This is a genomic window from Phenylobacterium sp. (assembly GCF_016124325.1).
In the GTDB taxonomy this organism is placed as follows: domain Bacteria; phylum Pseudomonadota; class Alphaproteobacteria; order Caulobacterales; family Caulobacteraceae; genus Phenylobacterium.
Map to the genome: position 1 here is coordinate 82,431 of NZ_WGNY01000011.1, position 26,287 is coordinate 108,717.

General features: G+C 71.2%; 25 protein-coding genes, 1 tRNA gene, 1 pseudogene and 1 riboswitch. Of the genes and pseudogenes, 15 read left to right on the forward strand and 12 right to left on the reverse strand.

The features are described 5' to 3' along the window. Positions 1–3: 3 nt before the first annotated feature. Positions 4–969, reverse strand: coding sequence for a hypothetical protein (locus GC203_RS05430; protein ID WP_293452114.1), 966 nt, complete (start codon positions 967–969; stop codon positions 4–6). 69 nt (positions 970–1,038) lie between these two features. Beyond that, entirely contained in the window at positions 1,039–2,451 is a 1,413-nt protein-coding gene (locus GC203_RS05435) for a short-chain fatty acyl-CoA regulator family protein (RefSeq protein ID WP_293452116.1), read from the reverse strand. A 196-nt stretch (positions 2,452–2,647) separates the two neighbouring features. Here GC203_RS05435 and GC203_RS05440 point away from each other — a divergent pair, with 196 nt between their 5' ends. After that, complete coding sequence (locus GC203_RS05440; protein ID WP_293452118.1) at positions 2,648–3,049, forward strand: MerR family transcriptional regulator; 402 nt, start codon at positions 2,648–2,650, stop codon at positions 3,047–3,049. 21 nt (positions 3,050–3,070) lie between these two features. Here GC203_RS05440 and purH read toward each other — a convergent pair whose 3' ends face one another. The 4 genes from purH to GC203_RS05460 all read right to left on the reverse strand — a co-directional run bounded on the left by purH (position 3,071) and on the right by GC203_RS05460 (position 8,579). Further along, the gene (gene purH / locus GC203_RS05445) at positions 3,071–4,663 is read right to left on the reverse strand and encodes a bifunctional phosphoribosylaminoimidazolecarboxamide formyltransferase/IMP cyclohydrolase (RefSeq protein WP_293452120.1); all 1,593 of its coding nucleotides are present in this window, start codon (positions 4,661–4,663) and stop codon (positions 3,071–3,073) included. 23 nt (positions 4,664–4,686) lie between these two features. Beyond that, positions 4,687–4,770: riboswitch (ZMP/ZTP riboswitch) on the reverse strand. 6 nt (positions 4,771–4,776) lie between these two features. Next, a complete protein-coding gene (locus GC203_RS05450) occupies positions 4,777–6,462 on the reverse strand; it encodes a heparinase II/III family protein (RefSeq protein ID WP_293452122.1) in 1,686 nt (561 codons plus the stop codon). A 10-nt stretch (positions 6,463–6,472) separates the two neighbouring features. Beyond that, positions 6,473–7,135 carry a ribulose-phosphate 3-epimerase gene (gene rpe / locus GC203_RS05455; RefSeq protein ID WP_293452124.1) on the reverse strand — a complete coding sequence of 221 codons (663 nt, stop codon included), beginning with the start codon at positions 7,133–7,135 and terminating at the stop codon, positions 6,473–6,475. A 157-nt stretch (positions 7,136–7,292) separates the two neighbouring features. Further along, positions 7,293–8,579: an RsmB/NOP family class I SAM-dependent RNA methyltransferase gene (locus GC203_RS05460; RefSeq protein WP_293452126.1), complete on the reverse strand. Its 1,287-nt coding sequence runs from the start codon at positions 8,577–8,579 to the stop codon at positions 7,293–7,295. A 48-nt stretch (positions 8,580–8,627) separates the two neighbouring features. Between GC203_RS05460 and GC203_RS05465 the strand changes: the two genes are divergently transcribed. Next, the gene (locus GC203_RS05465) at positions 8,628–8,822 is read left to right on the forward strand and encodes a DUF1674 domain-containing protein (protein WP_293452128.1); all 195 of its coding nucleotides are present in this window, start codon (positions 8,628–8,630) and stop codon (positions 8,820–8,822) included. 6 nt (positions 8,823–8,828) lie between these two features. Here the strand turns inward: GC203_RS05465 and pyrF are convergent, their stop codons facing one another. Continuing rightward, the gene (pyrF, locus tag GC203_RS05470) at positions 8,829–9,515 is read right to left on the reverse strand and encodes an orotidine-5'-phosphate decarboxylase (RefSeq protein WP_293452412.1); all 687 of its coding nucleotides are present in this window, start codon (positions 9,513–9,515) and stop codon (positions 8,829–8,831) included. Between the two features lie 107 nt (positions 9,516–9,622). Here pyrF and GC203_RS05475 point away from each other — a divergent pair. After that, positions 9,623–10,285, forward strand: a pseudogene (locus tag GC203_RS05475) (MarC family protein); the annotation flags it as partial. 353 nt (positions 10,286–10,638) lie between these two features. Beyond that, complete coding sequence (locus GC203_RS05480) at positions 10,639–10,761, forward strand: hypothetical protein (RefSeq protein ID WP_293452130.1); 123 nt, start codon at positions 10,639–10,641, stop codon at positions 10,759–10,761. A gap of 22 nt (positions 10,762–10,783) precedes the next feature. On the opposite strand, the gene GC203_RS05485 is transcribed toward GC203_RS05480, so the two are convergent. Continuing rightward, positions 10,784–11,584: an SDR family oxidoreductase gene (locus GC203_RS05485; RefSeq protein WP_293452132.1), complete on the reverse strand. Its 801-nt coding sequence runs from the start codon at positions 11,582–11,584 to the stop codon at positions 10,784–10,786. A 301-nt stretch (positions 11,585–11,885) separates the two neighbouring features. Between GC203_RS05485 and GC203_RS05490 the strand changes: the two genes are divergently transcribed. From GC203_RS05490 to GC203_RS05505, 4 genes are all read left to right on the forward strand, one after another. Next, positions 11,886–13,808, forward strand: a complete 1,923-nt coding sequence (locus GC203_RS05490; RefSeq protein ID WP_293452134.1) for a potassium transporter Kup — start codon at positions 11,886–11,888, stop codon at positions 13,806–13,808. A gap of 107 nt (positions 13,809–13,915) precedes the next feature. Further along, positions 13,916–15,142, forward strand: a complete 1,227-nt coding sequence (locus GC203_RS05495) for an argininosuccinate synthase (RefSeq protein ID WP_293452136.1) — start codon at positions 13,916–13,918, stop codon at positions 15,140–15,142. 81 nt (positions 15,143–15,223) lie between these two features. Next, positions 15,224–15,628: an MAPEG family protein gene (locus tag GC203_RS05500; protein ID WP_293452138.1), complete on the forward strand. Its 405-nt coding sequence runs from the start codon at positions 15,224–15,226 to the stop codon at positions 15,626–15,628. 80 nt (positions 15,629–15,708) lie between these two features. Then, positions 15,709–16,293: a hypothetical protein gene (locus GC203_RS05505; protein WP_293452140.1), complete on the forward strand. Its 585-nt coding sequence runs from the start codon at positions 15,709–15,711 to the stop codon at positions 16,291–16,293. A gap of 101 nt (positions 16,294–16,394) precedes the next feature. On the opposite strand, the gene GC203_RS05510 is transcribed toward GC203_RS05505, so the two are convergent. Beyond that, positions 16,395–18,107, reverse strand: coding sequence for an ATP-binding protein (locus GC203_RS05510; RefSeq protein WP_293452142.1), 1,713 nt, complete (start codon positions 18,105–18,107; stop codon positions 16,395–16,397). A 258-nt stretch (positions 18,108–18,365) separates the two neighbouring features. Between GC203_RS05510 and GC203_RS05515 the strand changes: the two genes are divergently transcribed. Beyond that, on the forward strand, positions 18,366–20,396 hold the full coding sequence (locus GC203_RS05515; RefSeq protein ID WP_293452144.1) for a caspase family protein: 2,031 nt from the start codon (positions 18,366–18,368) through the stop codon (positions 20,394–20,396). 20 nt (positions 20,397–20,416) lie between these two features. Next, on the forward strand, positions 20,417–21,811 hold the full coding sequence (locus tag GC203_RS05520) for an SH3 domain-containing protein (RefSeq protein WP_293452146.1): 1,395 nt from the start codon (positions 20,417–20,419) through the stop codon (positions 21,809–21,811). Positions 21,812–21,887: 76 nt separating this feature from the next. On the opposite strand, the gene GC203_RS05525 is transcribed toward GC203_RS05520, so the two are convergent. From GC203_RS05525 to GC203_RS05535, 3 genes are all read right to left on the reverse strand, one after another. Further along, positions 21,888–21,962: transfer RNA gene (locus GC203_RS05525), tRNA-Gly, on the reverse strand. A 92-nt stretch (positions 21,963–22,054) separates the two neighbouring features. Then, positions 22,055–22,798, reverse strand: coding sequence for a DUF6065 family protein (locus GC203_RS05530; protein WP_293452148.1), 744 nt, complete (start codon positions 22,796–22,798; stop codon positions 22,055–22,057). Positions 22,799–22,932: 134 nt separating this feature from the next. Further along, positions 22,933–23,544, reverse strand: coding sequence for a PEPxxWA-CTERM sorting domain-containing protein (locus GC203_RS05535; protein ID WP_293452150.1), 612 nt, complete (start codon positions 23,542–23,544; stop codon positions 22,933–22,935). A 4-nt stretch (positions 23,545–23,548) separates the two neighbouring features. Between GC203_RS05535 and GC203_RS05540 the strand changes: the two genes are divergently transcribed. The 5 genes from GC203_RS05540 (at position 23,549) to GC203_RS05560 (ending at position 26,172) form a co-directional block, all read left to right on the forward strand. After that, positions 23,549–23,755, forward strand: coding sequence for a hypothetical protein (locus GC203_RS05540; protein WP_293452152.1), 207 nt, complete (start codon positions 23,549–23,551; stop codon positions 23,753–23,755). 54 nt (positions 23,756–23,809) lie between these two features. After that, positions 23,810–24,316 carry a YbaK/EbsC family protein gene (locus GC203_RS05545; protein ID WP_293452154.1) on the forward strand — a complete coding sequence of 169 codons (507 nt, stop codon included), beginning with the start codon at positions 23,810–23,812 and terminating at the stop codon, positions 24,314–24,316. A gap of 81 nt (positions 24,317–24,397) precedes the next feature. Further along, the gene (locus tag GC203_RS05550; protein WP_293452156.1) at positions 24,398–25,297 is read left to right on the forward strand and encodes a co-chaperone YbbN; all 900 of its coding nucleotides are present in this window, start codon (positions 24,398–24,400) and stop codon (positions 25,295–25,297) included. Between the two features lie 8 nt (positions 25,298–25,305). After that, complete coding sequence (locus GC203_RS05555) at positions 25,306–25,962, forward strand: LON peptidase substrate-binding domain-containing protein (RefSeq protein ID WP_293452159.1); 657 nt, start codon at positions 25,306–25,308, stop codon at positions 25,960–25,962. A 9-nt stretch (positions 25,963–25,971) separates the two neighbouring features. After that, positions 25,972–26,172: a Trm112 family protein gene (locus tag GC203_RS05560; protein WP_293452162.1), complete on the forward strand. Its 201-nt coding sequence runs from the start codon at positions 25,972–25,974 to the stop codon at positions 26,170–26,172. Positions 26,173–26,287 lie beyond the last annotated feature (115 nt).

Here is a 26,287-nt window from a genome sequence, read left to right on the forward strand (position 1 = left end):
ACGCTATTTCAAGGCCCGCTGGATGGCGTTCAGGTCGAGCTGAGCCACCGCGTCGCGGGCGATGGGCGTCAGGATCTTGTGTTCGTCCCGATGCGGCGCGCCGACGCCGATCGTGACGAGCTGGATCGCCGTCCTGGGCGCCTTGGGGTCGAAATAGCCGGGGTCGATGGTCACCATGTAGCGCGCCCCGCGATCGTCGCAGGGGGAGGACGCGCCCCGTCGGCGCTCGCCGCCGACGCAGGCCGGGGCGGCGCGCTCGCCAGGCGGGAGGGCGGCGAGTTCGGCCTGTTGGTCGGCCTGCGCCTTCCGCAGCACCGGCGCGGCGTTGGCGGCCAGCTGGGCCAGCGCCTCGGCCCGGTCGGCGATCTCGCGTTCCAGCAGCTCGGCTTTTGTAACGTACCGGTACGGCAGCTTGCCCGGCTTGGCGACCACGATGAGCTGGGTGACGCCCAGCCGCAGGACGGTGAAGCCGCCGCGCGGCGGCGCGCTGAGGTCCAGTTCCATGAAGGCTGGCCGCGTCTCGTCGCTGTCCATGTTGGCGAACAGCGCCGTCGGGTCGTTGAGGGTGAACTGGATCGCCGGCCCCTCGCCCACGCCGTTGTAGGCGCCGGCCGCGTCGGGCTTCGATCCGCCGGCCGGGTTGACCCCGAGCAGCACGATGTTGCCCCGCGCCGAGCTGGGGCCGCCCTGCAGGACCCCGCGCGCCGGGGGCTTGATGGAGAGGCTCCGGTTGATGCTGAAGCCGCGCGGCGCGGCGAGCGCGGGCGTGCGCAGCAACGGCGCGAACAGGATGCGGTCGGCCTCGGCCGCGAGGGCCGCCGTCTCGGCGCGCGTAAGACGGCCGTCGAACGCCAGGACCTTGGTCGGCGCGATCCGTCCCGGCAGGGCGGGCAGGGACGGGGCCTGGGCGTGCAGGGGCGCGGCGAGGGCGAGCAGGGCCCCGGCGAGGGCGAACGCGAGACGTTTCATGGCGTGCGGATATCTCCGCCGCGGCCGCATCGGCAAGGGTGTCGGCAAGGGCGCCGGCCGCGCGGCGGCCTAGTTTCCGAGCCGGAACGGAACCGTCCGCCGCTCATGCTGCGGCACGCTCAGGCGGCGGTCCACGGGCGGGAAGGCGCGCTGGGCGCAGTCGTCGCGCTCGCAGATGCGGCAGGAGACGCCGATCGGCGCGGCGGGGCCCTTGAGGTCGAGGCCCTCCGAATAGACCAGCTCGTGGGCATGCGCGATCTCGCAGCCGAAGCCGAGCACATAACGCCGGTCGGGGGCGAGGTACGATTCCGACCGCTTCACCACCGCCCGGGCCACGCAAAGGTAGCGCGCGCCGTCCGGCATGGCGGCCACCTGCACCAGGAAGCGGTCGGGCGAGGCCACCGCGTCGTGGACGTTCCAGAGCGGGCAGGCCCCGCCGAAGCGGGCGAAGCGGAAGCGCGTGGCGCTGTGGCGCTTGGTGATGTTGCCGGCGTAGTCGAGGCGCACGAAGTAGATCGGCACGCCGCGGTTGCCCGGCCGCTGCAACGTGGAAAGCCGGTGGCACACCTGTTCGAGGCTGGCGCCGAACTGCGCCGCCAGCTGCTCCACGTCGTGGCGCACCTCACGCGCGGCGTCGGCGAACAGGCGGTAGGGGGTGAGCAGGGCGCCGGCGGCGTAGTTGCCCAGGCCCACGCGGCAGACGTCCACCGCCTCGGCGCTCCGGAAGCGCGCCTCCTCCAGCTCGGTCTCGATCAGGTCGGAGAGGTTCGCCACGGCCACGTGGTAGGCCATCTGGAACGCCCGCGACGCCGCCGGCTGGCTGGCGTTGACCCAGAGTTCGTGGGTGGCCGGATCGTAGCGGCGCATCACGTCGCCCAGCGGCGCGTGGCGCACCGTCACGCCCAGGCGTTCGCGCAGGTACATCTCCAGCAGGGTTTCGGCCGCGGGCGAGGCCTCCAGGCCGATCTCCCGGGCCAGGTCCTCGGCCGCCCGGTCCAGGGCGTCGATGTAGTTGTCCTTGAAGTGGAAGAAGTCGCGGACCTCCTCGTAGGGCAGCAGCGAGCTGGCCGCCCCGGCCTCGTCGAGGGCGACCGCCTCCTCCGTCAGCTTCAGCCGCTCGGCGAGCTGGTGGTTCGCGCGGTGCAGGTCGAGGAAGCGGCGGGCCAAGGTCGGGGCCTGCAGCGCGACCTGGCGCAGTTCGCTCAAGGGGATCGGAGCCTCCAGCCCGCCGCTCTCCGCCGCCGCCTCGCGCAGGTCGGCGATCAGGCGCTGGTCGTCGTCGGCCTCGAACAGCTCGGCGGGCGCCTGGAAGGTCTCCATCAGCCCCGCGAGGACACGGTCGGTGACCGGCCGCTGGTTGGCCTCGATCTGCGAAAGATAGCTCACCGAGATGCCCAGCTTCCCGGCGCAGGTCTCCAGCCGCCAGCCCCGGCGGGCTCGCAGCGCCCGCACCTTCGGACCGACGAAAAGCTTGTAGCGCATTTCGCAATTTCACAAATCTGTGGAGCTCGGAAGCCAATTCTTCGCACGATGTCATTTGAGATGCGACGGAAAACGGGGCTTTCTCGCCGCCGCGCCTCACCGTGCGTGACCCTCCGGGATCGCAGCTCAACTTCGCTGTAGGTCCCGAGGCGGGCAGGGTTGGGGGCGTGCGAACTCGGCCCAACGGATCAGGATCATGACCGTCGAGAACATCCATCATCTGCCGCGGCTCGGCATGTCGGGCGCCATGCGCCTGTTCGGCCTGACCGCCCGTGCGCTCCGCTTCTACGAGGAAAAGGGGCTCATCGAAGCTCGCCGCGACCGGCTCAACGCCCGCTACTACGACGTCGCCGCCCGACGCCGGCTGGAGTGGATCGCCCGCCTGCGCAAGGCCGGCGTCTCGCTGCCCGACATCGAGGACGTGCTGGAAGCCGAGGACGACGGCGGCCGTGGCCGCGAATGCGCGGCGGCCAAGCTGGAACGCCGGCGCGAGGCGCTGAAGGCGGAGCTCGCCCAGCTCGAGGCGGCCATGGGCGAGGTGGCCGCGGCCCCCGCGCCTTCGGCGCCCCGCCGCCTGGGCGTCGGCGCCCAGGGCTGATCCCCGGGCGCCTACGCCGCGTCAGTGGCGGAAGACGCGGACGCCGGTGAACACCATCGCCACGCCCCGCTCGTCGGCGGCGGCGATCACCTCCTCGTCGCGGATCGAGCCGCCCGGCTGGATCACCGCCGTGCAGCCGGCGTCGGCGGCCTGGATCAGGCCGTCGGCGAACGGGAAGAACGCTTCCGAGGCGCAGGCCGAACCCTTCAGGTCCAGGCCGAAGTCGGCGGCGCGCAGGGCGGCGATGCGGGCGGAGTCCTTGCGGTTCATCTGGCCGGCCCCGACGCCCAGCGTCTGGCCCTCGCGGGCGTAGACGATGGCGTTCGACTTCACGTGCTTGGCCACGGTGAAGGCGAACAGCATGTCGCGGATCTCCGCGGCGGTGGGCGCGCGCTTGGTCACCACCTTCAGGTCGGCCGGCGTGAGCCGGGCGGTGTCGCGGCCCTGCAGCAGGAACCCGCCCGAGACCGAGCGGAAGGTCTCGCCCGCCGCCAGCGGGTCGGGCAGGCCGCCCGTGGTGAGCAGGCGGATGTTCTTCTTCTTGCGGAACAGGGCGACGGCGTCCTCGTCGGCTTCGGGGGCGATCACCACCTCGGTGAGGATCTCCAGCACCTTGGCCGCGGTCGCCGCGTCGAGCCGGCCGTTCAGGGCGACGATGCCGCCGAACGCGCTGGTCGGGTCGCAGGCCAGGGCCCGCTCGTAGGCCTCCAGCAGGCTCGCGCCGGTAGCCACGCCGCACGGGTTGGCGTGCTTGATGATGGCGCAGGCCGGGCCGTCGGCCGGGTCGAACTCGGCCACCAGCTCGAAGGCCGCGTCGGTGTCGTTGATGTTGTTGTAGCTGAGCTCCTTACCCTGGAGCTGGGTCGCGGTGGCCACCCCGATGCGCGGGTTGGCGAACCGGTAGAAGGCGGCGGCCTGGTGGGGATTCTCGCCGTAGCGCATGGTCTGCACCAGCTCGCCCGCGATGGCCTTGCGCTTGGGCGCGGCCTCGCCCAGGGCGCCCGCGAACCAGGTGGAGATCGCCGCGTCGTAGGCCGCCGTCCGGCCGTAGGCCCGCGCCGCCAGCCGCTTGCGCAGCGAAAGCGAGGTCGCGCCGCCATCGGCCAGTTCGGCCAGCACCTCCTCCATGTCGGCCGCCTCGGTGCAGACCGCCACATAGCCGTGGTTCTTCGCCGCCGAGCGGATCATCGCCGGGCCGCCGATGTCGATGTTCTCGACGCAGGTCTCGTAGTCGCCGCCCGCCGCCACCGTGGCCTCGAACGGATAGAGGTTCACATAGACCAGATCGATCGCGCCGATCCCGTGGGCGTCCATCGCCGCCTTGTGCTCGGGCGCGTCGCGCACGCCCAGCAGGCCGCCGTGGACGATGGGGTGAAGCGTCTTGACCCGGCCATCCATCATCTCAGGGAAGCCGGTGAGGTCGGATATGTCCTTCACGGGCAGGCCCGCGTCGGCGATGGCCTTGCGGGTGCCGCCGGTGGAGACCAGCTCGACGCCCAGGTCGGCCAGCTTGCGGGCGGCCTCGATCAGGCCGGTCTTGTCCGAAACCGAGATCAGCGCGCGGCGGACCACGACCTTGTCGGGGGCGGGGGGGAAATCGGGAGCGGCGGGCACGGCATTCTCCTCTGAAGGTTCGAGAGAAATGCCCAGGCGAGCGGCGGATATGGTCTCCGCGCTCCCCGGTGGTCGCCCACCTCAAATCGCCAGTCACGCGGGATGGCGCGGACTTAGGCCCCTACGCGGCCGGCGTCAACGCGGGCGGCCGCGTGCGACAGCTTCCAGCGCACGCGCGCGCCAGAGTCGGCGCGCCGCTGCCCGTGCAGCACGAGCTGGAGCCCCGGCCGGCCCGGACGCGCGGCGCCTTCCACCTCGATGTCGAGGCTGTCGTTGCGCAGCACCCAGCCGCCCGGATCGCCCTCGGGCCGCAGCAGCACGCTGCGGCGGTCCTGCGAGACCAGCGCCTGGACGCCGGGATGCAGCTGGAAGCGCAGCGCGTAGGGCACGAAATGCCGCCCGTCCGGTCCCTGAACGCGCGCTGTCGGCGTCAGGCGGTCCTCGCCGCGCAGCTCGTTCTCGTGGATGTCCACATAGAGGCGGCGCTGGTGGAGCAGGCCGTAGCGGGCGAGCCAGCCGCGATGGGCCAGGTCGAGCCACATGGCGCCCGGCGCCTCGTGCCGCAGCGCCTCCACCACCGGCCGGCCGTCGACGAGCCGCGGGCCCAGGGCGCGGCCGGCGAAGCCGTCCAGCACCCGGCCGAACGGCCGCTCGCCCACCTGGATCGTCGAGCCGCCGGCGATGGACCGGCCCCAGCCGGCGTCGATCAGCCGCCGTCCGCCGGCTATTACCGCGATCGTCAGCGGCTGGGCGCAGGCCGCGGTCGACCACGGACCCGGCGCCGGCGTTCCGGCGTCGGCTACGAGCTGCAGGTCGCGTGCGTCGAGCCGGTGATAGCCGCCGAGCTCCAGCGGCGCGGGGCGGTCGCCCGCCTCGTCCTGGGCCCGGGCGGCGGCCACCGTCACCGCATCCCCTGGCTCCCCGCCCTGGAAGGCGGCGAGCGCGCCGTCGGCCTGGGTGAAGAAGCGCACCGCCCCGGCCAGCCGGTCGATCGCCCGATGCACGGCGTCGGGGGCGGCCAGCCCGCGCTGGATCATCGCCTCGTCCAGCGTCTGCAGGTCGAACAGCAGCGAGAGCGCCAGGTCCGGCCGGCGCGTCGCGTGCCCGCCGTCGGCCAGCACCGTGACCGGCAGCGCCCGCGAGAGCGCCGCCAGCGCCTTGTCCAGCAGCTTGCGCCCCGGCGGCCCCCGCAGCGCCGCGCCAGCCACCGCCGCGCAGGCGGCCCGCTCGGCCGCCGTCTCGATTCCCCCGGCGCCCAGCAGGTCGCGCGCCTGGCGGGCGAGGAGGGCGGCGATCCCCGCGGTCTCGGCCTCGGACGCGCGCGCCGCCAGGGTTGCTCCGGCGCAGGCCAGGTTGAACACCCGGCGCGCCATCACCTCCGGCGCCCAGGAGAACGCGTTCCAGCGCCCGAACACGCGCCGCCAGTCCAGCGTCAGGCGCAGCGCCTCGGACGCGCCCTCGGGCCCCTCGGCGATCAGGTCGGGCAGCCAGTCGAAACGGTGCAGCGCCACGGCGAAGGGGCGGCTGGGGCTGGCCCGGTCCCAGGGGTCGCCGCGCAGGCCCACCGCCAGGGTCTGCCCGGCGAGGACGAAGGCGCCGTTCAGGATGCGGCGGCCGATCTCGGGGTCGCTCGGCCGGAAATCCCGCGGCTGCACGCCGAAGCCGTCGGGGCGCGGCCGGCCCGCCGCCCAGCGATGCGGTTCGGACGCCCTCCACTCTTCCGACAGCGCGCGCCCGGCCGCCGCGACCAGGGCCGGCGCGAGCCGGGCTCCGGGAAGGCTGAAGTCGGGGCCGGCCATCCCGGACCCTTCAGCCGCGCAAGGCGGCGATGTTGGCGGCGTAACGCTCCGCCCCGCCGCGGAAGACGGCGGTTCCGGCCACCAGGGCCGTAGCCCCGGCGGCGACACAAAGCCTGGCGGTCTCGGGCGTGACCCCGCCGTCCACCTCCAGCGGAATGTCGCGGCCCGTCTCGTCGATCATCGCCCGCAGGCGCTCGATCTTCTTCAGCTGCGAATGCATGAACGTCTGGCCGCCGAAGCCCGGATTGATCGACATGACCAGGATCAGGTCGACCTCGTCCATCATCCACTGGATCACCGAGGGATCGGTGGAGGGGTTGAAGACCACCCCGGCCTTGGCCCCCAGCTCGCGGATGCGCTTGAGCGTCCGGTTCAGGTGCGGCCCGGCCTCGGGGTGGACGCTGATATAGTCGGCCCCGGCGGCGCGGAACGCCTCCAGGTAGGGATCGACCGGCGCGATCATCAGGTGCACGTCGAAGGGGATCTTCACCAGCGGCCGCAGCGCCTTGGCCACGTCGGGCCCGATGGTGATGTTGGGCACGAAATGGCCGTCCATCACGTCGATGTGCAGCCAGTCGGCGCCGGCCGCCTCGACCGCGCGCGCCTCCTCGCCGAGACGCGCGAAGTCCGCCGCCAGGATCGAGGGCGCGATGATGGGCGCAGGCGTTGCCATGACCTCCGCTTAGCGTGATGCGGGCGGCTCGGCCAGCGGTGGTCTAGAGCCTCGCCCGATCAGATCGAAGCGATCTGATCGGGACGACGAGGCTCGCCCCTTTTGCCTGGAGCGCAATCTTCTCGCCGAACCGGTTTCCACTTCGGCGGATTGCGCTCTAGGCGTGACGGCGAAGACGGGCCACGTAGAAGCCGTCGGTCCCGCCGGGCATGTGGTGCGGCAGGATCCGCAGGGTTCCGTCGGGCCGCAGGCTGGCCTCCGGCGCGCCGCCCTCGCCGGGGCCGATCGGGTCGAGCGCGAAGCCCGGCCGGCGCTGGAGGAAGGCGGCGACCTGGCCCTCCCCCTCCTCGGGCTCCAGCGAGCAGACGCAGTAGACCATCCGCCCGCCCGGCTTCACCCGGCCGGCGGCGCTGTCGAGCAGCCGGGCCTGCACGGCGGCCAGCTTGGGGATGTCGGCGGGCGAGGCGGCCCAGAGCACGTCGGGGTGGCGGCGGAAGGTGCCGGTGGCCGAGCAGGGCGCGTCCAGCAGCACGGCGTCGAACGTCCGCCTGTCGCCCCAGGCCGCCGCGTCGGCCGCCACGGTCTCGGCCGAGAGCCCGGTGCGGGCAAGGTTCTCGCGCACCCGCTTGAGGCGGGCCTCCGAGCGGTCGACCGCCGTCACCGAGGCGCCGGCCGCGGCGAGCTGCAGGGTCTTGCCCCCGGGGGCCGCGCAGAGATCCAGCGCGGTATGGCCGGGTCCGACCGCCAGCAGCCGGGCCGGAACGGCGGCCGAGGCGTCCTGCACCCACCAGCGCCCCTCCGCGAAGCCCGGCCAGCCCGTCACCTCGCCCTTCAGGCCCACGCGCAGCGTCCCGCCCGGCAATATTTCGGCCTCCAGCGCGGCGGCGAGGTCGCCGGCTTCGCCCTTCGGCGTCACGTCGGTGGCCGGCTCGGCGGCGATCAGGCCCGCGATGGCCTGGGCCTCGGCCTCGCCGTAGGCGGCCCGCCAGCGGGCGAACAGCCAGACGGGCGCCATGGACACGGGGTCGTCGAGGTCCGGCGGCTCGCGCGACAGGCCGCGCAGGACCGCGTTGACCAGCCCCTTGAACGCGCCGCCCCCCTTCTGCGCCGCGGCGAGGTCCACCGTCGCGCCGACCGCCGCGTGCGGCGCCACCTTCAGCACCAGCAACTGCGCCGCGCCCAGGCGCAGCACGTTGACGATCCGCTCGGGCGGCGGCTTCTTCAGCCGCGCCTGCAAGGCCGCGTCGATCGGGCCCAGCCGGCGCAGGGTGGCCATGGCCAGCGCCCGGGCGAAGGCGCGGTCGCGCGGTTCCAGCCGGGCCATCGACGGATGCGACAGCCCCTCGTCGAGGCCGCCCCGGCGCGCGAGGGCGGCGGTCAGGACCTCGAGGGCGGCGGCGCGCGCGGGCAGGCCGCGGATGTCGTTCGGTTCGGCGTGGGTCACGGCGGGTGGGCCTGCCCGCTTGGAGGCGCGGGCGCAAGGGCTTAGATCATGGTCATGGACGAGACACCGCCCAACGCCGCGCCCGGAAAGGCGCTGAGCCCCGCCGCCCGCCGGGCGCTGGAGGAGGCCGAGGCGCGCCGCCGCGAGGCCGAGGCGATGCCCCCCGAGGACGGCGGGCCAAAGGGGCCCGAGCCCACCCGCTTCGGCGACTGGGAGCGGAAGGGCCTGGCGGTCGACTTCTAGGGCGCGTTACGCGATCTCGGCGGCGATTCGCCGCGCGGCTTCGGCCGGATCGTTGGCCGCGGTGATCGGCCGGCCGACGACGATGTGGCTGGCGCCCGAGGTCAGGGCGTCGCGCGGCGTGGCGGCGCGGGCCTGATCGTTCTTGGCCGACCAGTCGGGGCGCACGCCCGGCGTCACCACCAGGAAGCCCGGCCCGCCCAGACGGCGCGCCAGCTCGGCCTCGTGCGGGCTGGCCACCACCCCGTCGCAGCCGGCGGCGATCGCCTGGTGGATGCGGCGCTCGACCAGGGCGCGGGCGGTCTCGTGGTAGCCCACCTCGACGAGGTCGTCGTCCGACAGGCTGGTCAGCACCGTCACCGCCAGGATCTTCAGGCTGGACGCGCCGCGCCCGCGCACCGCCGAAGCCATCACCTGCGGCTCGCCATGGACCGTGAGGAAGTCGCCGCCCGACTGGGCCAGCACGGCGGCGGCGCGCTGCACCGTGGTGCCGATGTCGTGCAGCTTCCAGTCGAGGAACACCTGCTTGCCGGCCGCCTTCAGCTCGCGCGCCAGGATCATGCCCTCGCCGCCCGCGAACAGCTCCAGGCCCACCTTGTAGAAGCTCACCGTCTCGCCCAGGGCCTCGACCATCGCCCGGGCCTCGCCGGCCGACGGCAGGTCGAGCGCCACGATCAGGCGCGGATCGGCCTTCACGGCCTGGCTTTGCGGAGGTTGCGCGAGCGTCGCGGCGGCCATGGCTTGGCTCCGGAAAATTCAGGCGGGTGTGGTCCGCCGTCATCGATTTGGGCTAAGCACCCTGCATGAGCCAGGCCGAGTTCGCGGTCAACTTCTTCGTCGCCCTGTTCGCCCTGATCGACCCGATCGGGAACGTCCCGCTGTTCGCGGCGGCGACCGCCGGCGCGAAATCGCGCGATCGCGCCTTGATCGCGCTCTACATCTCGCTGTTCGTCTTCGGCTTCCTGACCCTGTTCTACTTCTCCGGCCTCTCGCTGCTGGAGTTCTTCGGCATCTCGCTGGCGGCGTTCCGCATCGCCGGCGGGGTGATCCTGTTCCTGCTGGGGCTGGAGATGGCCCGCGACGACTTTACGGCCACCTTCACCGAGGCGGCCGACGCGCCGGTGGGCGACGGGCGCAACTTCGCCCGGCGCCGGTTCGAGCGGATGATCGTGCCCTTCGCCATGCCGCTGCTGATCGGCCCCGGCGCGATCTCCACCGTGGTGATCTACGCCAGCCAGGCGCGGACCTTCGGCCTGCAGGGCGCGGCCATCGGCGTCGCCGCGATCGGGGCCGTCGCCCTGGCCACCCTGCTCTCGTTCCTCGCCACCCCGGCGCTGACCAAGATCCTGGGCCGCATCGGCCTGACCATCGTGGTGCGGGTGCTGGGCCTGATCCTCTGCGCGCTCGCGGTCCAGTTCATCCTGGCGGGCCTGGCCGAGAGCACCCAGGGCTTCATCCAGCCCGAGGTGGCCAACCCGTGCCGCTCAGCCCGGTCCCTTGCCCCTCGCGGGCCGGGGCCTAGTCTTCCCACGCATGATCGGAGAGGTGGCCGATGGACGGGTCCTGCCATTGCGGCGCGGTGCGCTGGCGCTTCGAGGGCGCCCCGGAGTCGGCGACGTCCTGCAACTGCAGCATCTGCCGGCGGCATGGGACGCTGTGGGCCTACGGCTTCGAGGGCGAGGCCTTCGCCGTCGAGGGCGACACGGCGGCCTACGCCTGGGGCCGCAAGCAGCTGGCGTTTCACTTCTGCGCCCGGTGCGCGTGCGTGGTCGCCTGGCTCGCCACGAGCCGCGGCCAGGACGGGCGCCTCTACGGTGCGGTGAACCTGCGCCTCGCCGAGGCGCCGGAGGCGGTCGCCGCCGTTCCCGTCGTCCGCCACGACACCGTCACCATGAGCGACCTGCCGCGCGACGGGCGATGCGTCGCCGACGTCTGGGCCTGAGCCGCGAGCGGGCGGGCCGCGGCTAGAGCTTCCGGAAGCGCCCGCCCTGCGAGGCGGCCAGCGCCAGGGCCCAGTCGTCGGGGATCGCCTTGGCCAGGGCGGCGATGGCCTTGTTGGGCGCGCCGGGCACGCAGACCGCGCGGTTGGCCTCCACCGCCCGGTATCCGGCCTCGGCCACCGCTTCGGCCCCCTGCCACAGCCACGAGGGCGTCGCCGCGCGCACGAGGTCGCGGGTGCCGTTGACGTCGTGGAACTCGGAATAGGTGAAACCGGGGCACAGCGCGGTGACGTGAACGCCCGCCCCCGCCGCCTCCAGGTGCAGGCTCTGGGAGAACTTCACCAGGAACGCCTTCGACGCGGCATATAGCGTGTGGCCCGCCGCCGGCGGCGCGAGCCCCGCCAGCGAAGCCACGTTGACGATGCGCCCGAACCGCCGCTCGGTCATGCCGCCCAGCACCCGGTGCGCCAGCTCGCTGGGCGCGGTCACCATCACCTGGATGAAGGCCGCGTGCTCGGCCCACGGCGTCGCGCCATAGGTTCCCGCGAGGCCGTAGCCGGCGTTGTTGACCAGGGCGTCGACGTGGCGGCCCTGGGCGGCGATGTGGTCAGCGATGCGGCCGGGCGCCTTGGGGTCGGCCAGGTCGGCGGCGAGGGTCAGCGCCTCCACCCCGTGGGCCGCGCGGATTTCCTCGGCCAGCGCCTCCAGGCGGTCGGCCCGCCGCGCCGTCAGCGCCAGGTCGTAGCCGTGGCGCGCGAAGGTCCGGGCGAAGGCCGCGCCGATCCCCGCCGACGCGCCGGTCACCAGCGCCAGCCTGCGCTCCATCGTCGCTCCCCCTCACGAGACCGCCCGTAGCGTACGGCGTGGCCGGGGCCATTCAAGGCCTGGCGCGGAGCCCCGGCAGGCGTGTGGAACTCGCCTGCGGCGGGCGGCGCGATTGAACAGCGTCCAGATTGGGTGTATTCGCGCCCGCCGCGACGGCATGAACCGCCAGGATGCGCCAAGCGAAGGCGGCCGCCCGAGTCGCGGCTTGACGCATCCCGATAATTTGTTGAGCGCTACCCTTCCGCGTCGGGGCCGGAAGCGGGCAGACGATGGGGCCCCTGGGGGTCTCTGGAGACTTTGAATGGCTGATACGGCCGTCGACGCCAACAAGGCGTCGGAAGACGCATCCCATTCCGGCCACAAGGAAGGATTCTGGGCGCTCGCGCTCGGGTCCGTCGGCGTGGTCTTCGGCGATATTGGGACCAGCCCGCTCTACGCCATGCGCGAAGCGCTGGGCCACAGCCGGGGCGGCGGTGGCGGCGAGATGGCCGTGCTCGGCATCGTCTCGCTCATCACCTGGGCGCTCATCCTCATCGTGACGGTCAAATACGTCGTGTTCCTGATGAGGGCCGACAACAAGGGCGAGGGCGGCACCCTGGCGCTGATGGCGCTGGCCCAGCGGGTCAGCCCTGGCGGCCGCTCGGGCGCGATCTTCCTCCTGGGCGTCATCGGCGCGGCGCTGTTCTACGGCGACGGCATCATCACCCCGGCGGTGTCGGTGCTGGGCTCCATGGAGGGCATGAAGGAGATCCCGCACGTAGGGCCGCAGCTCGCGCCCTTCGTGCTGCCCGCCGCGGCGGCGATCCTGGTGGCGCTCTTCCTGGTGCAGTCGCGGGGAACGGCCAGCGTCGCCAAGCTGTTCGGCCCGATCACGGCGCTCTGGTTCCTGACGCTCGCGGGCCTGGGCCTCTATCACATCGCCGACGACCTCTCGATCTTCCGGGCGCTCTCGCCGCACTACGGCGTCGTCTTCCTCATCAAGAACGGCTTCCTGGGCTTCATCATCCTGGGCAGCGTGTTCCTGGCCGTCACCGGGGCCGAGGCGCTCTACGCCGACATGGGCCACTTCGGGAAGAAGCCGATCCGGGCCGCCTGGGTCGGGCTGATCCTGCCGTCGCTGCTGCTGAACTACCTGGGCCAGGGCGCCCTGGTGCTGTCGCACCCCGGCGCGCGCGACAACCCGTTCTTCCAGATGATCCCGGAGATCGCCTACTGGCCGGTGTGGCTGCTCTCGATCGCCGCCACCATCATCGCCAGCCAGGCGGTTATCACCGGCGCCTTCTCCATGACCCAGCAGGCCGTGCTGCTGGGCCTGTTCCCGCGGATCGACATCCGCCGGACGTCCGAGACCCAGGCCGGCCAGATCTTCGTGCCCTCGATCAACACCATGCTGATGGTGGGCGTGCTGCTGCTGCTCTTCACCTTCCAGACGTCGTCGAACCTGGCCTCGGCCTACGGCATCGCCGTCACCGGCTCGATGTTCGTCGACACCCTGCTGTTCTTCGTGATCATCCGCTACATGTGGAAGCGGCCGCTGTGGCAGGCCATCGGGGCGTGCGCCTTCTTCGGCGCCATTGACCTGGTGTTCATCACCTCGAACCTCTTGAAGTTCTTCCACGGCGCCTGGCTGCCGCTGGCGCTGGGCGCGGGCCTGATCACCGTCATGCTCACCTGGACGCGCGGCGCCCAGATCCTGTCGGACAAGACCCGGCGCGATTCCGTGCCCCTGACCGAGCTGGCCGACATCCTGAAGGCCCGCGGGCCGCACCGCGCGCCCGGCACCGCGATCTTCCTGACGTCCGACCCAGACACCGCCCCCGTCGCCCTGATGCACAACCTCAAGCACAACAAGGTGCTGCACGAGAAGAACATCATCCTGACGGTGCTGACGGCCGAGACGCCCCGTGTCCGCGACGACGACCGGATCAAGATCGAGCCCGTCAACGACGACTTCAAGAAGGTCATCATCAGCTACGGCTTCATGGAGACGCCCAACGTGCCCAAGGCGCTGGGGCTCTGCCGCAAGCAGGGGCTGAAGTTCGACATCATGGCCACCAGCTTCTTCCTGGGCAGGCGCTCGGTGGTGCCCTCGGCCCAGTCGGGCATGCCCCTGTGGCAGGACAAGATCTTCATCTTCCTGATGAAGAACGCCGCCAACCCCACCGACTTCTACAAGATCCCGCCGGGCCGCGTGGTCGAGATGGGCGCCCAGGTCACGGTGTAGGGGCAGGCTCCTGCGCCCCGCTCCGGAGACTAGGCTTGATACGCGGGGCCTTTGGTCCTTAAAGGCGCGCGACCTCCGCATTCTCTCTCCGAAAGCGCACGCCCGTCATGGCCGACACGCCCGTCAAGAAAGTCGTCCTCGCCTATTCCGGCGGGCTCGACAGCTCCACCATCGTCAAGTGGCTCCAGACCGAGCTGGGCGCCGAGGTGGCGACCTTCACGGCCGACCTGGGCCAGGGCGAGGAGATCGCCCCGGCGCGCGAGAAGGCGATCATGCTGGGCGTGAAACCCGAGTACGCCTTCGTCGAAGACGTGCGCGAGGAGTTCGTCCGCGACTACGTCTTCCCGATGTTCCGGGCCAACACGGTCTACGAGGGCCAGTACCTGCTGGGCACCTCGATCGCGCGGCCGCTGATCGCCAAGAAGCAGATCGAGATCGCCCGGAAGATCGGCGCCGACGCGGTGGCCCATGGGGCCACCGGCAAGGGCAACGACCAGGTGCGCTTCGAGATCGCCTACTATGCGCTCGAGCCCGACATCCGCGTTGTCGCGCCCTGGCGCGAGTGGGACTTCAAGAGCCGCGAAGCCCTGCTCGACTTCGCCGAGAAGCACCAGATCCCGATCACCAAGGACAAGCGCAACGAGGCGCCCTTCAGCGTCGACGCGAACCTCTTGCACTCCTCGTCCGAGGGGAAGGTGCTCGAGGATCCGGGCGTCGAGGCCCCCGAGTACGTGCACATGCGCACGATCAGCCCCGAGGCCGCGCCCGACAAGCCCACCGTCATCACCATCGACTTCGAGAAGGGCGACCCGGTCGCCATCGACGGCCAGAAGCTGTCGCCGGCCGCCCTGCTGACCAAGCTGAACCAGCTGGGCCACGACAACGGGATCGGCCGCCTCGACCTGGTGGAGAACCGCTACGTCGGCATGAAGTCGCGCGGCGTCTACGAGACACCCGGCGGCACGATCCTGCTGCACGCCCACCGGGGCATGGAATCCATCACCCTCGACCGCGGGGCCATGCACCTGAAGGACGAGCTGATGCCGAAGTACGCCTCGCTCATCTACAACGGCTTCTGGTTCGCCCCCGAGCGCGAGATGCTGCAGGCGGCCATCGACCTCAGCCAGCAGAAGGTTTCGGGCCAGGTCCGCGTGAAGCTCTACAAGGGCAACGTCACCGTCATCGGCCGCACCAGCCCCTATTCGCTCTACGACCAGGAGCTGGTCACCTTCGAAGAGGGCAAGGTCGCCTACGACCACCGCGACGCGGCGGGCTTCATCAAGCTCAACGCCCTGCGCCTGCGGGTGGCGGCCAAGCGCGACAAGCTGGGCTAACCGGGCGGTTCCCCGACGCGGCGGCCCGTGCCAAGGTCGCCGCAACGGCGACGCCTGTTCGCCGACAATCCGGGGAGCCCCATGCAGACCCACGCCCTTGTCGCGATCGTCACCCTGCTCGCGCTGCTGACCTATTTCTGGATGGGCCTGCAGGTCGCCCGCGCCCGCTCGAAATGCGGGATCCAGGCGCCTGCCATGACCGGCGACCCGGTGCTCGAGCGCACCATCCGCGCCCACTACAACACCCTGGAATGGCTGCCGCTCTTCCTGGTCCCGCTGTGGCTGTTCGCCATCTACTGGAACGACATGGTCGCCGCGGCCGTTGGCGTCGTGTGGATCATCGGCCGCATCGTCTACCAGCGCGGCTACGTGGCCGAGCCCGGCAAGCGCGAACTGGGATTCATGATCCAGTCGCTCGCGGTCGCCGTCCTGCTGTTCGGGGCGCTGGGCCGGCTGATCTACGTAGCGGTCGTCGCCGGCCCGTGACTTGATGCAGCGCAATCACAATTGCGGCGTAGTGTCGTGTACTGTGCTTCGCGAGGGGCGCATGAGTTCGAGGACTGACGATGTCCAAGCATAGGTTAGGCGTTGTGGCCGCCCTGGTCCTTGCGGCCGGGCTTTCCGCTTGCGCCACCCCTACTCCCTATCAGCCCAACGTCCACGGCGGGATGAGTTCCGGCGGGTTCTCCGAGGTGCGGCTGGAACCGAACCGGTTCCGCGTCACCTTCACGGGCAACAGCCTGACGTCGCGCGAGACGGTCGAGGGCTATCTGCTCTACCGGGCCGCCGAGTTGACCGTGCAGAACGGCTATGACTGGTTCACGGTGGTCGAGCGCGACACCGACAAGAAGAGCCGGACCTACGTCGAGCAGGATCCCTTCTACCGTCCCTGGTACGGCGGCTACGGCTTCTGGCGGCCCTACTGGCGCTACTACGGCCCCAGCTACGGCTGGCGCAGCTGGGATCCCTTCTGGGGCGACCCCTTCTGGGCCGACCGGGTGGACGTGCGCACCGTCGACCGCTTCGAGGCGACCGCCGAGATCCTGATGTCGCACGGCGCCAAGCCGCAGGACGACCCCAAGGCGTTCGACGCCCGCGCGGTGATGGACAACTTGCGCCCGCGGATCCGCTATCCCGAGCCTAAGAACTAGGGTCCGGCCTCGATCAACGGCTTGAAGGCGTTTCAGGGCGTCGTGGCCCGGCTTGTCCGGGCCACCCGTGAAGACGGATATCGGCGCGTCGAGACGCCGATCTAGGCCGCGGCCGAGGCGCCCGGCGGCTCCGCGGCGGCGGCGATCGCCTCGTAGAGCCGCTGGGCCTCGATCGGCTTGGCGACGTGGCCGTCGAATCCGGCGGCGAGATATTCGGCGACCTGGTGCTGCATGGCGTTGGCGGTGAGCGCCAGGATCGGCGTGCGCGGCCGGCCCGACGCGGCCTCGGCGGCGCGGATGGCCTGGGTGGCCGCCACGCCGTCCAGCACCGGCATCTGCACGTCCATCAGCACCAGGTCGTAGGCGCCCTCGCGCCAGGCCTCCAGCGCCGCGGCGCCGTCGCCGACCACGTCGGGGGCGACCCCGATCTGCTCCAGCAGGGCGCGCAGCACCAGCTGGTTCACGGCGTTGTCCTCGGCGGCCAGGACGCGCAGCGCGGAGCCGTCCCATTCCGACGGGACGGCCTCGGCCGCCGCCGGGTCGGCCGACGCCCCGAGCCGGGGCAGCGGCAGGCAGACCACGAAGCGGCTCCCCGCCCCCAGTTCGCTTTCGGCGGCGACCGAACCGCCCATCAGCTCGGCCAGCTCGCGGCAGATGGAGAGGCCGAGGCCCGAACCGCCGTAGCGGCGGGTGGTGGAGGTGTCGGCCTGCTGGAAGGCGTTGAACAGCCGGTCGAGGTCGGCCGGCGCGATGCCCGGTCCGGTGTCGGCGACCACGAACTCCAGCGCCTCGTCGCGGCGCGAGACGAGGAGCGAGACGGTTCCGGCCTCGGTGAACTTCACGGCGTTGGAGAGCAGGTTGAACAGGATCTGGCGCACCCGGGTCGGATCGCCCAGGTAGTCGCCGGCCGCGGCCGCGTTCATCTCCAGCCGGAAGGCCAGGCCCTTGGCGGCGGCCTGCGGACCGAAGGTCTCCTGGGCGCCGCGCACCGCGGCTTCGAGATCGAAGGCGATGGTCTCCAGTTCCAGCCGGCCGGCCTCGACCTTCGACAGGTCGAGCACGTCGTTCAGGATCGTCAGCAGGCTCTGGCCCGACTGGCGGATCACCTCCAGGCTGCGGCGGTGGTCGGGGCGCATGCCGGCGTCGGCCGCCAGGGCCTGGGCCATGCCCAGCACCCCGTTCAGCGGCGTGCGGATCTCGTGGCTCATCCGCGCCAGGAACTCGCTCTTGGCGCGGCTGGCCGCCTCGCGGGCCGCCTCGGCCTCCAGAAGCTCCAGCGACTTGCCCAGGCTGACCCACATGCACAGCAGGCTGTGCAGCACCACGGCGGCCATCGCCAGGCACACGATGGCCTGCTCGGCCCCGTGGAAGTGCGGCGCCGCCACCGGCACGATCGCCGGCAGGATCACCGACGGCAGCGTCGGCAGCGCCGCGCCCGGCGAGTGGGCGTGGTGGGCCTGGATGTAGAGCAGGTGGCCGGCGAAGAAGGCCGCCGCGGCCAGGCTGCAGGCCGGCGTCGCCCCGCTCCAGAGGATCACGCCCGCCAGGCTCCAGGTGGGCACCGCCAGGGCGTAGGCCGTCACGCAGGCCCAGGTCGCCGCCTCCGAACCGTTGCGCGCCACCGCGCGCGTGGTCAGCAGCATGGCCGTCTCGGCCACCAGGGCGGCCGCGGCCCACAGCATCGCGGGAAGCCATCCGACGCCCAGTCCGACGAAGGAGGCGACGAAGGCGCACAGCACCAGCCGGACCGGCGCGTAGGCGTAGACGCCTGCGGCGACGTTGCGGAATCGCTCGTCGAAAAGTCGTCCGAACACTGACGGCCCCCCTAGCGCGTCAACTCCCTAGCTTCGCAAGGCATGCCGAACAGCGGGTTAACGGCCGTTACGGGCGCCGACACCTCCGATTGGGGGGTGCGCCGGGCCGCGATGCGTCCAGGCTTGCCTGCGTCGCGAATAAACATCGCGGGCGTCCGGCCGCGTCGCGCTTTAGAGTGGCCGGCGTTCGATCGCCGCGATGCGGCGATGATCGGGTTTTTGGGGTAACGTGTTCGCGTGATGGTGAGGACAGGCGGCATGAGCGGGTCGTCGCGGCGTCTGAGGGGCCGCTGGGGCGCAGTGGTCGTGGCGGTGGTGATCAACGCCGCGGCGGTTCCGTCGGCGTGGGCCGCCGGCCGCGTTGCCCTGATCGTGGGCGTCTCGAACTACGAGAAGGTCCCCAAGCTCGCCAACCCGGCCAAGGACGCCAAGCTGGTGCAGCAGACGCTGCAGAAGCTGGGCTTCAAGGTGACCATGCTGGCCGATCCCGACCGGCTGCAGCTTCTGGAGACTATCGGCAACTTCGAGGCCGAGGCGCAGGACGCCGACGCCGCCGTCGTCTACTACGCCGGCCACGGGGCGATGATCGACGGGGTCAACTACCTCCTGCCGAAGGACGCGCTGGCCTCCAACAAGACCGCCCTGCTCGGCACCGCCATCGAGGCGTCCAAGCTGGGGGAATCCCTGACCGGCGCCCACAAGGTGCGACTGGTGATCCTCGACGCCTGCCGCAACAACCCCGTCGCCTCGCGCAGCCTGGGCGGCAACACCCGCGGCCTCGTGCGCGAGACCGGCCCGGCCAGCACCCAGGTCGTCACCCTGATGGCCGCCGGCCCGGGGGAGGTCGCCCAGGACGGGACCAGCGGCAACAGCCCGTTCGCGACGGCCCTGACCGAGGGCATGACCCGGCCGGGCATGACCGTCGGCGAGCTGCCGTCCTTCGTCCAGGCCGAGGCGGCCCGGATCACCGAGAACGAGCAGACGCCCGACCTGCAGGGCATCTGGCCCGACGTCCATTGGACCTTCGATCCCAACGGCCCGCCCAAGACCCAGGTCGCCGGCGCGGATTCCGCCGCGACGGTCGCCAAGATCAAGTGGGAGAAGGACCAGGCCTTCTGGCAGACGATCAAGGACTCCGACGATCCGGCCGACTTCCAGGCCTACATCGACGCCCAGGACAAGGGCGAGATCACAGGCTCGTTCCGCAAGCTGGCCCAGAACCGCATCCGCGCGATCGGGAAGCTGCCCCCCGGGTCGTTCCAGGTGGCGACGCGCTCGGCCGCCCCGGAGCAGGAGCTGGTGATCGCCGCGCGGGAGGCCTTCGTCGGCGGCGACTACCGCGCCGCCCTCGGCGACTGGACCACCGCCGCCAACGCCGGCAACGGCGCGGCCATGTACAACCTCGGCGTCATGTCGCTCACCGGCAAGGGCGCGGCGAAGGACGTCGGCGCCGCCGCGCGATGGTTCAAGGCCTCGGCCGAGGCGGGCCACTCGGGCGGCATGGTCAACTGGGCGCTCTGCGAGCTGAACGGCTTCGGCGTGGCCAAGAACGAGCGCGAAGGGTTCGGCTGGCTGCAGAAGGCCGCCGACCAGGGCTCGCCGACCGCCATGGGCATGCTGGCCGAGGCCTACCTGCGCGGCCGCGGCGTCCCCGTCGACCCGCGCCAGGGCGCGGCGTGGCTGCAGAAGGCGGTGGACGCCGGCGACGGCCCGTCGATCGCCCAGCTCGGCGATCTCTACGACCGCGGCGAGGGCGTGGCGCGCAATCCGAACCGGGCGTTCGACCTCTACGAGCGGGCCGCCATCTCCGGCGACACCGACGCGATGGTGCGCCTGGGCTACGCCTATGAGGACGGCGAGGTCGTGCGCAAGGACGACGTCCAGGCCGCCACCTGGTACCAGCGCGCCGCCGAGGCCGGGAACAGCGAGGGCATGTCCAGCCTGGCCGTCATGCTGGAGAACGGCGCCGGCATTCAGCGGGACTACGCCCGCGCGGCCGACTACTACCGCCTCGCCGCCAACGCCGGCGACGCCCGCGGCTATCTGGGCCTCGGCAGCCTGACGGCCCGCGGGGCCGGAGTGCGGGCCAATCCGGCCGAGGCCGTGCGGCTCTTCCAGGCCGCCGCCGACCGGGGCAGCGCCCTGGCCATGCGGAACCTGGCGATCATGTACGAAACCGGACAGGGCGTGCGCGCCGACCGCAAGAAGGCGGTAGACTGGTATCGCAAGGCGGCCGAGGCCGGCGATGAAGGCGCGCGCGACGAACTTCAGCGGCTGGGGGCGCGCTAACAGCGACTAAGGGGGTTCAGATGCAACTATTCGCCGCCAGGAGGCTGCGCGCCACGGTCAGCGCTGTGGCGCTGCTCGGCTTTGCGCTCCAGCCGGTGATCGCCGAGAGCAAGAGCCGCAAGGACGAGGTGCTCGACGCCTGCTCTGCGCAGCGCGCGCCGCTCGTGAAGCTCGACGACGAATACAGCGAACTCAAGCGCTCCAAGATGAGCGCCGCGATCGGCGAGGGGCTGAAGACCGGCGCCACCGTGATCGCCATGGGGGTGATGAAGGGCGGGTTCGGCCGCGGCGGCGGCCTGGGCGGCTTCGGCGGCGGGGGCGGCGGTTTCGGCGGCGGCCTTGGCGGCGTCCTGGGCGCCGTCGGCGGGCTGGCGGCCCAGAGCGCGGTCCAGCAGTCGGCCGGCGGCGGCGCGGCGCCCAGCCCGGCCGGCGCGTTCTTCGGCCCGGACATGCTCTCCGGCGCCCTCGGCCTGAACGTGCCGGGGATCAGCGGGGTGAGCGGCGGCGACAACATGAAGGCCTACGCCGCCCTGGCGGTGCTGGTGGCCATCGTCGCCACCGCCGACGCCTACGCCAAGCTCAAGGCCCAGGAGGCCGACGGCGACCTGCGCAAGGCCTCCTACAACATCGACCAGGACGCGGCCCGCCAGCTCTCGGTGGCGGAGGAGATCTCCAGCAGCGGCAGCGCCCTGGTGGATTGCCGCTCGCAGCAGCTCAACGACATCAACACCCGCCTCGCCAGCGCCAGCAACGACAAGGACCGCAAGGCGATCAAGCGCGAACGGACCGAGTTCGTGGGCGCCCTGAAGAAGGACATCGACCTCTCCGGCGAGGTGGTCGACCAGCACGCCACCATGGCCAAGACCTTCACCCAGGGCCGCGCCATGACCGACGGCTCGTCCGAGGCTGCGGTGCTGGGCGGCCAGACGCCCGCCTACGCCGACGCCGCCGACACCACCAAGCTCGCCATGCCGGCCGCCGAGAGCCAGGGCCAGGTGCAGCAGGCGTCCTACGCGCCGCCGTCGCCGCCGCCCGATCTGGTGACCAAGCGCTCGGCCGCCGTCCGCGCCGCCCCGGTGGCCTCGGCGGCCGCCATGATGACCCTGCCGGCGGGCCGCCAGGTGACGCCCAAGTCCGACAAGGCCGTGGGCGGCTGGTGGGAAGTGGATATCGACGGCAAGACCGGCTACGTCCGCGCCGCCGACCTGAACCCGGGCAAGGGCGCGGCCGCCGGGGGCGCCAAGGCCACGCCGGCCGTCGCGGGCCCCTCCAACATCCGCGCCTACAACAAGACGGTCATCGCCGCGCGGTCGAACGGCAAGGACCGGCTGTCGAGCCTGATGACCGACATCCAGACCAGCCTGCGCAAGGAAAGCGTCTTCTACGCGCTGCTCGAGCGCGTCGGCCTGGCCTAGGGCGCGGCCTGCCGGGCCTGGATCAGGCCCGGCGGGGCGTCCTGGCGTCCCGTCGTCGGTTGGAATGTCTGGAAATTGGAGCGGGCGATGAGATTCGAACTCACGACCCCAACCTTGGCAAGGTTGTGCTCTACCCCTGAGCTACGCCCGCGCTCCGTAGGGGGATTTGCGGCCCCCAAATGCGAGAGGCGGCCTTATGGCAGACGGCCTTTAGCATTGCAAGCGGTCGGATGACGCGGGCGGCTATCTGAATTTCGGGGCCTTCAGACGGCGCTTGTTGACGTGGCCCTGGGGGTTGGGCGTGGCCGCCTCTTCCGGGAATTCGCCCTTGAAATAATAGCGCTGCCAGGCCTCCTTGGTGGCCTCGGGATCGCCGCGGAAGATCCTCTGGTTGAACTCGCTGCGGTGCTTCTCCCAGACGTCGTACTGGTGGCGCAGCTCGGGGTCGGAATCCATCCGGCGGATCACCGGCTGGATCTCGTGAAGCGTCTTGTCCTGCAGCAGGGTGACGAAGCAGAAGGGCTCGCCCTTCTCGAAGCGCACCTTGCCCGGCCGCGTGAACAGCCAGTTCATCGTGAAGGGGAAGGGCAGCCAGTCGGTCTCGACCACGCCCGCCAGCGGCTGGATGCCGTCCTTCACATGGTTGGGCGGCCCCATGACCCACATCGACCAGCCCGGCGGCGTGCGGAAGAGATAGCCCGAGTGGAAGGTCAGCACCCCGTGGCTGAAGTGGCTGGTCGCCAGCTTGTGGAAGTCGGGGTTCGGGGTGTCCGCGCGCAGGGTGATGTCCTGCTGGTGCGTGCCGCCGTTCCACTCGGCGGTGAAGGCCATGGGGCACAGCAGCTCCCAGCCGGAGGAGTTGGCCATGGAGAGCGGCAGGCAGCGATAGGGATGGCGCGCGGCGAAACGGTCCATCCAGGCGCGCTGCGGCCGGCCGGGCACGATCTCGGGCGGGCGCTCGGTGGTGGGAAAGCACTCCAGTTCCATGGATCTCGCTCGCTGAGGGCCGACGTCAGACCCTTAAGCCGCGGTCCGCGTTCTCGTCCAGACATGGAAAAGCCCCGGCCCGCCGGAGCGGACCGGGGCGATCCTCATCGCTACAGGGGTTGCAGCCGATACGGTCAGACGAGCAGGCGCCGGCGCGAGCGGAGCATGGCCCCCGCACCGCCGAAGCCCATGATCATCAGCGCCCAGGTGCCCGGTTCGGGAACCACGCCGGCCAGGCCGTCGAACTCGAACGCGTTCTGGCTGGACTCGAAGGTGATCGACGAGACCTGCGCGCCGCCGAAATCGTAGTACACGCGATAGCCGACCGAGCGGTCGCCGTTGCCGGCGGGCGTGCCGCCCCAGATGTCGGCGCCTTGGAACACCTCGGAGCCGCCGCCCACGAGATTGAAGGTCACTTTGTTGTAGCTGTCGGGCGAGCCCATGTAGAAGCTGAAGGCCCTCAGGGAGTTGCCGCCCAGGATCGTGTAGGTGGCGCTCGTGTTGCCCTGCACCGAAGCATAGTTGGTGGGGTCGACGTCGATGCCGCCCTGCTGGACGCCGCTGCCCGGATAGGGCGGCGAGGCCGTCGTCGTCGCGTTCGGAAGCTCGAACTCCGACGGATATTCGATGATGTTGCCGACGTAGCTCGTCCAGGCGTTGTCGATGCCGTCGAAGTCGTCCAGCATGACCATGCCGTGAGCGCCGAGCGTCGTGCCGTAGAGGTCGTTCGCGACCGTGTCGGACACGGTGATGACCGCATTCGCCGACGAAGCGAAGCCGGTCAGCGCCAAGGCGGTCGCTCCGGCCAACAGAATTTTCCGCATCTCAAATTCCCGTTTCGTCCCGCGCCCCGCGGGCATCTGCAATTTTTACAATACGTTAAAAAACATCGTCATGGGACTCGACTCTCCCTGCGGGGGTAACTGGCGAGTTTCATGCAATATTTCAACGCGTTGACTTTCGGCGAGACTCCTTGTTGCGCTCGCCGGCCGCGTCCCTCATGAGGGGGTGATGCACACCCGCGAAGACCTTCTCGCCTTCCTGGCCGCCCAGGGCGTCGAGGCGACCACCTACGACCACCCCGCCGTGTTCACGGTGGGCGAAAGCGGCGCGATCAAGCAGGACATACCCGGCGCCCACACCAAGAACCTGTTCCTGAAGGACGCCAAGGGCCAGCTCTGGCTGGTGTCGGCCGAGGGCCACGCGGCCATCGACCTGAAGCGCCTGCATCATGTGATCGGCTCGGCGCGCCTGTCGTTCGGCAGCCCCGAACTGATGGTCGAGACCCTGGGCGTGACGCCGGGCTCGGTGACCGCCTTCGGCCTGATCAACGACACCGCCCACCGCGTCCGCTTCGTGCTGGACCGCACCCTGGCCGAGGCCGAGCGGGTCAATTTCCACCCCCTGACCAACACCGCGACCACCACCGTCACCCGCGCGGGCTTCCGGCGCTTTCTCGACGCCGTCGGCGTGACGCCGATCGTGGTGGATTTCGTCGCGATGACAGTGCTGGAGTAAGCCGCGCGTTGAAGCTGGCCACAGTTGCGACCATCTTTGGCGCGAGACGTTGACCCACACCGAAGCGAGGACTTTTCGGGCATGACCCTGATCGGCGAAACCCAAGGCGCGACGCCGCCGGCCGATGTCGTCAAGGACGGCTCCGACGCCAGTTTCGCCGCCGACGTCATCGAGGCGTCCCACACGACGCCGGTGATCGTGGACTTCTGGGCCACCTGGTGCGGCCCGTGCCGCCAGCTGGGCCCGGCGCTGGAAAAGGCCGTGGCCGCCGCCAAGGGCGCCGTGAAGCTGGTGAAGATCGATATCGACAAGAACCCGGCCTATGCGGGCCAGCTGCGGGTCCAGTCGATCCCGGCCGTCTTCGCCTTCGTAGGCGGGCAGCCGGTGGACGGCTTCATGGGCGCCCTGCCCGAGAGCCAGGTGAAAGCGTTCGTCGACCGGCTGGCCAAGGAGGGCGGCGCCTCGCCCATCGACCAGCTGCTGGAGATGGCCAAGGACTCGGTCGAACTGGGCGACATGGGCGGCGCGGCCCAGGCCTACGCCCAGGTGCTGCAGATGGAGCCGGGCAACGCCAAGGCGATCGGCGGGCTGGCGCGGCTCTACCAGCAGGCCGGCGACTTGGAGCGCGCGGCCGAGGTGCTCGACATGGCGCCGCCCGACGCCAAGGACCCGGCCATCGACGGCGTGCGCGCCGCGCTCGCCCTGGCCGCCGAGGCGCCGTCCGAGACCGCCGCCTTCGAGCAGCGCCTCGCCGCCGATCCCGCCGACCACGAGGCGCGGCTGGAACTGGCCAAGGCCCTCGCGGGTTCCGGCCGGATGATGGAAGCCGTCGACCAGCTCATCGAAAGCATCCGCCTCGACCGGTCCTGGAACGACGAGGCGGCGCGCAAACAACTCCTGACCATTTTCGAGGCCGCGGGCCCGATGTCGGATGTGGCCAAGCAGGGCCGCCGCAAGCTGTCGTCGATCCTTTTCAGCTGAGGGCCGCCATGGGGCCGTACCGCCAGCTCACCGACCTGCCGCAGCTCATTCCGGTCTTCCCGCTGGATGGGGCCCTGCTGCTGCCCGGCGGCGAGCTGCCGCTGCAGATCTTCGAGCCGCGCTATCTCAACATGGTCGACGACGCCATGGCCGGCGACCGCGTGATCGGCATGGTCCAGACCCGGGGCGGCGAACCGGCGCGGCCCAACCTGTCGCCCGTGGGCTGCCTCGGCCGGATCACCAGCTACGCCGAGACCTCGGACGGCCGCTACCTGATCACGCTCACGGGCCTGTGCCGCTTCGAGACCGGCGAGGAGCTCGACCTGCGGATGCCCTACCGCCAGGTGCGGGCCAGCTACGGCCGCTTCGCCGACGACCTGGCGCGCGACGAACTGGCCGAGGTCAGCGAGGCGGCGCGGTCGCGCTTCGCGAACGCCCTGAAGCGCTACCTCAACCGCCGCGAACTGGACATCGACTGGGACACGGCGAAGGCCGCCCCGCTGGAGGCGCTGGTCAACAGCCTCTGCATGGGCCTGCCGTTCGATCCCTCCGAGAAGCAGGCCTTCATCGAGGCGCCCGACCTCGTGGGCCGCTTCGAGATCCTGACCACCCTGCTCGAGATCGACGCGACCGATCCGGATGACGAGCGGCCCCACCTGCAGTAGACCGGCCCCATGAGCGAGCCCACGCTGTCCGTCGACGTCGATCCGCGCCTGCTGGAGATCCTGGTGTGCCCCGTCACGCGCGGCCCGCTGGAATACGACCGCGCCAAGGGCGAGCTGGTGAGCCGCGGCGCGCGGCTGGCCTATCCGATCCGCGACGGCGTGCCGATCATGCTGCCGGAAGAGGCCCGCGAACTGGGCGAAGGCGAGTAGGCGCTAGGGTCTGTATTCTATGCCGCTCGTCCCGGCGAAGGCCGGGACCCAGATGGCAGGCTTCCTGGATGGGTTCTGGCGGCTTTGAGGTCGTCCAGGCCGCCTCAGCGTTTCG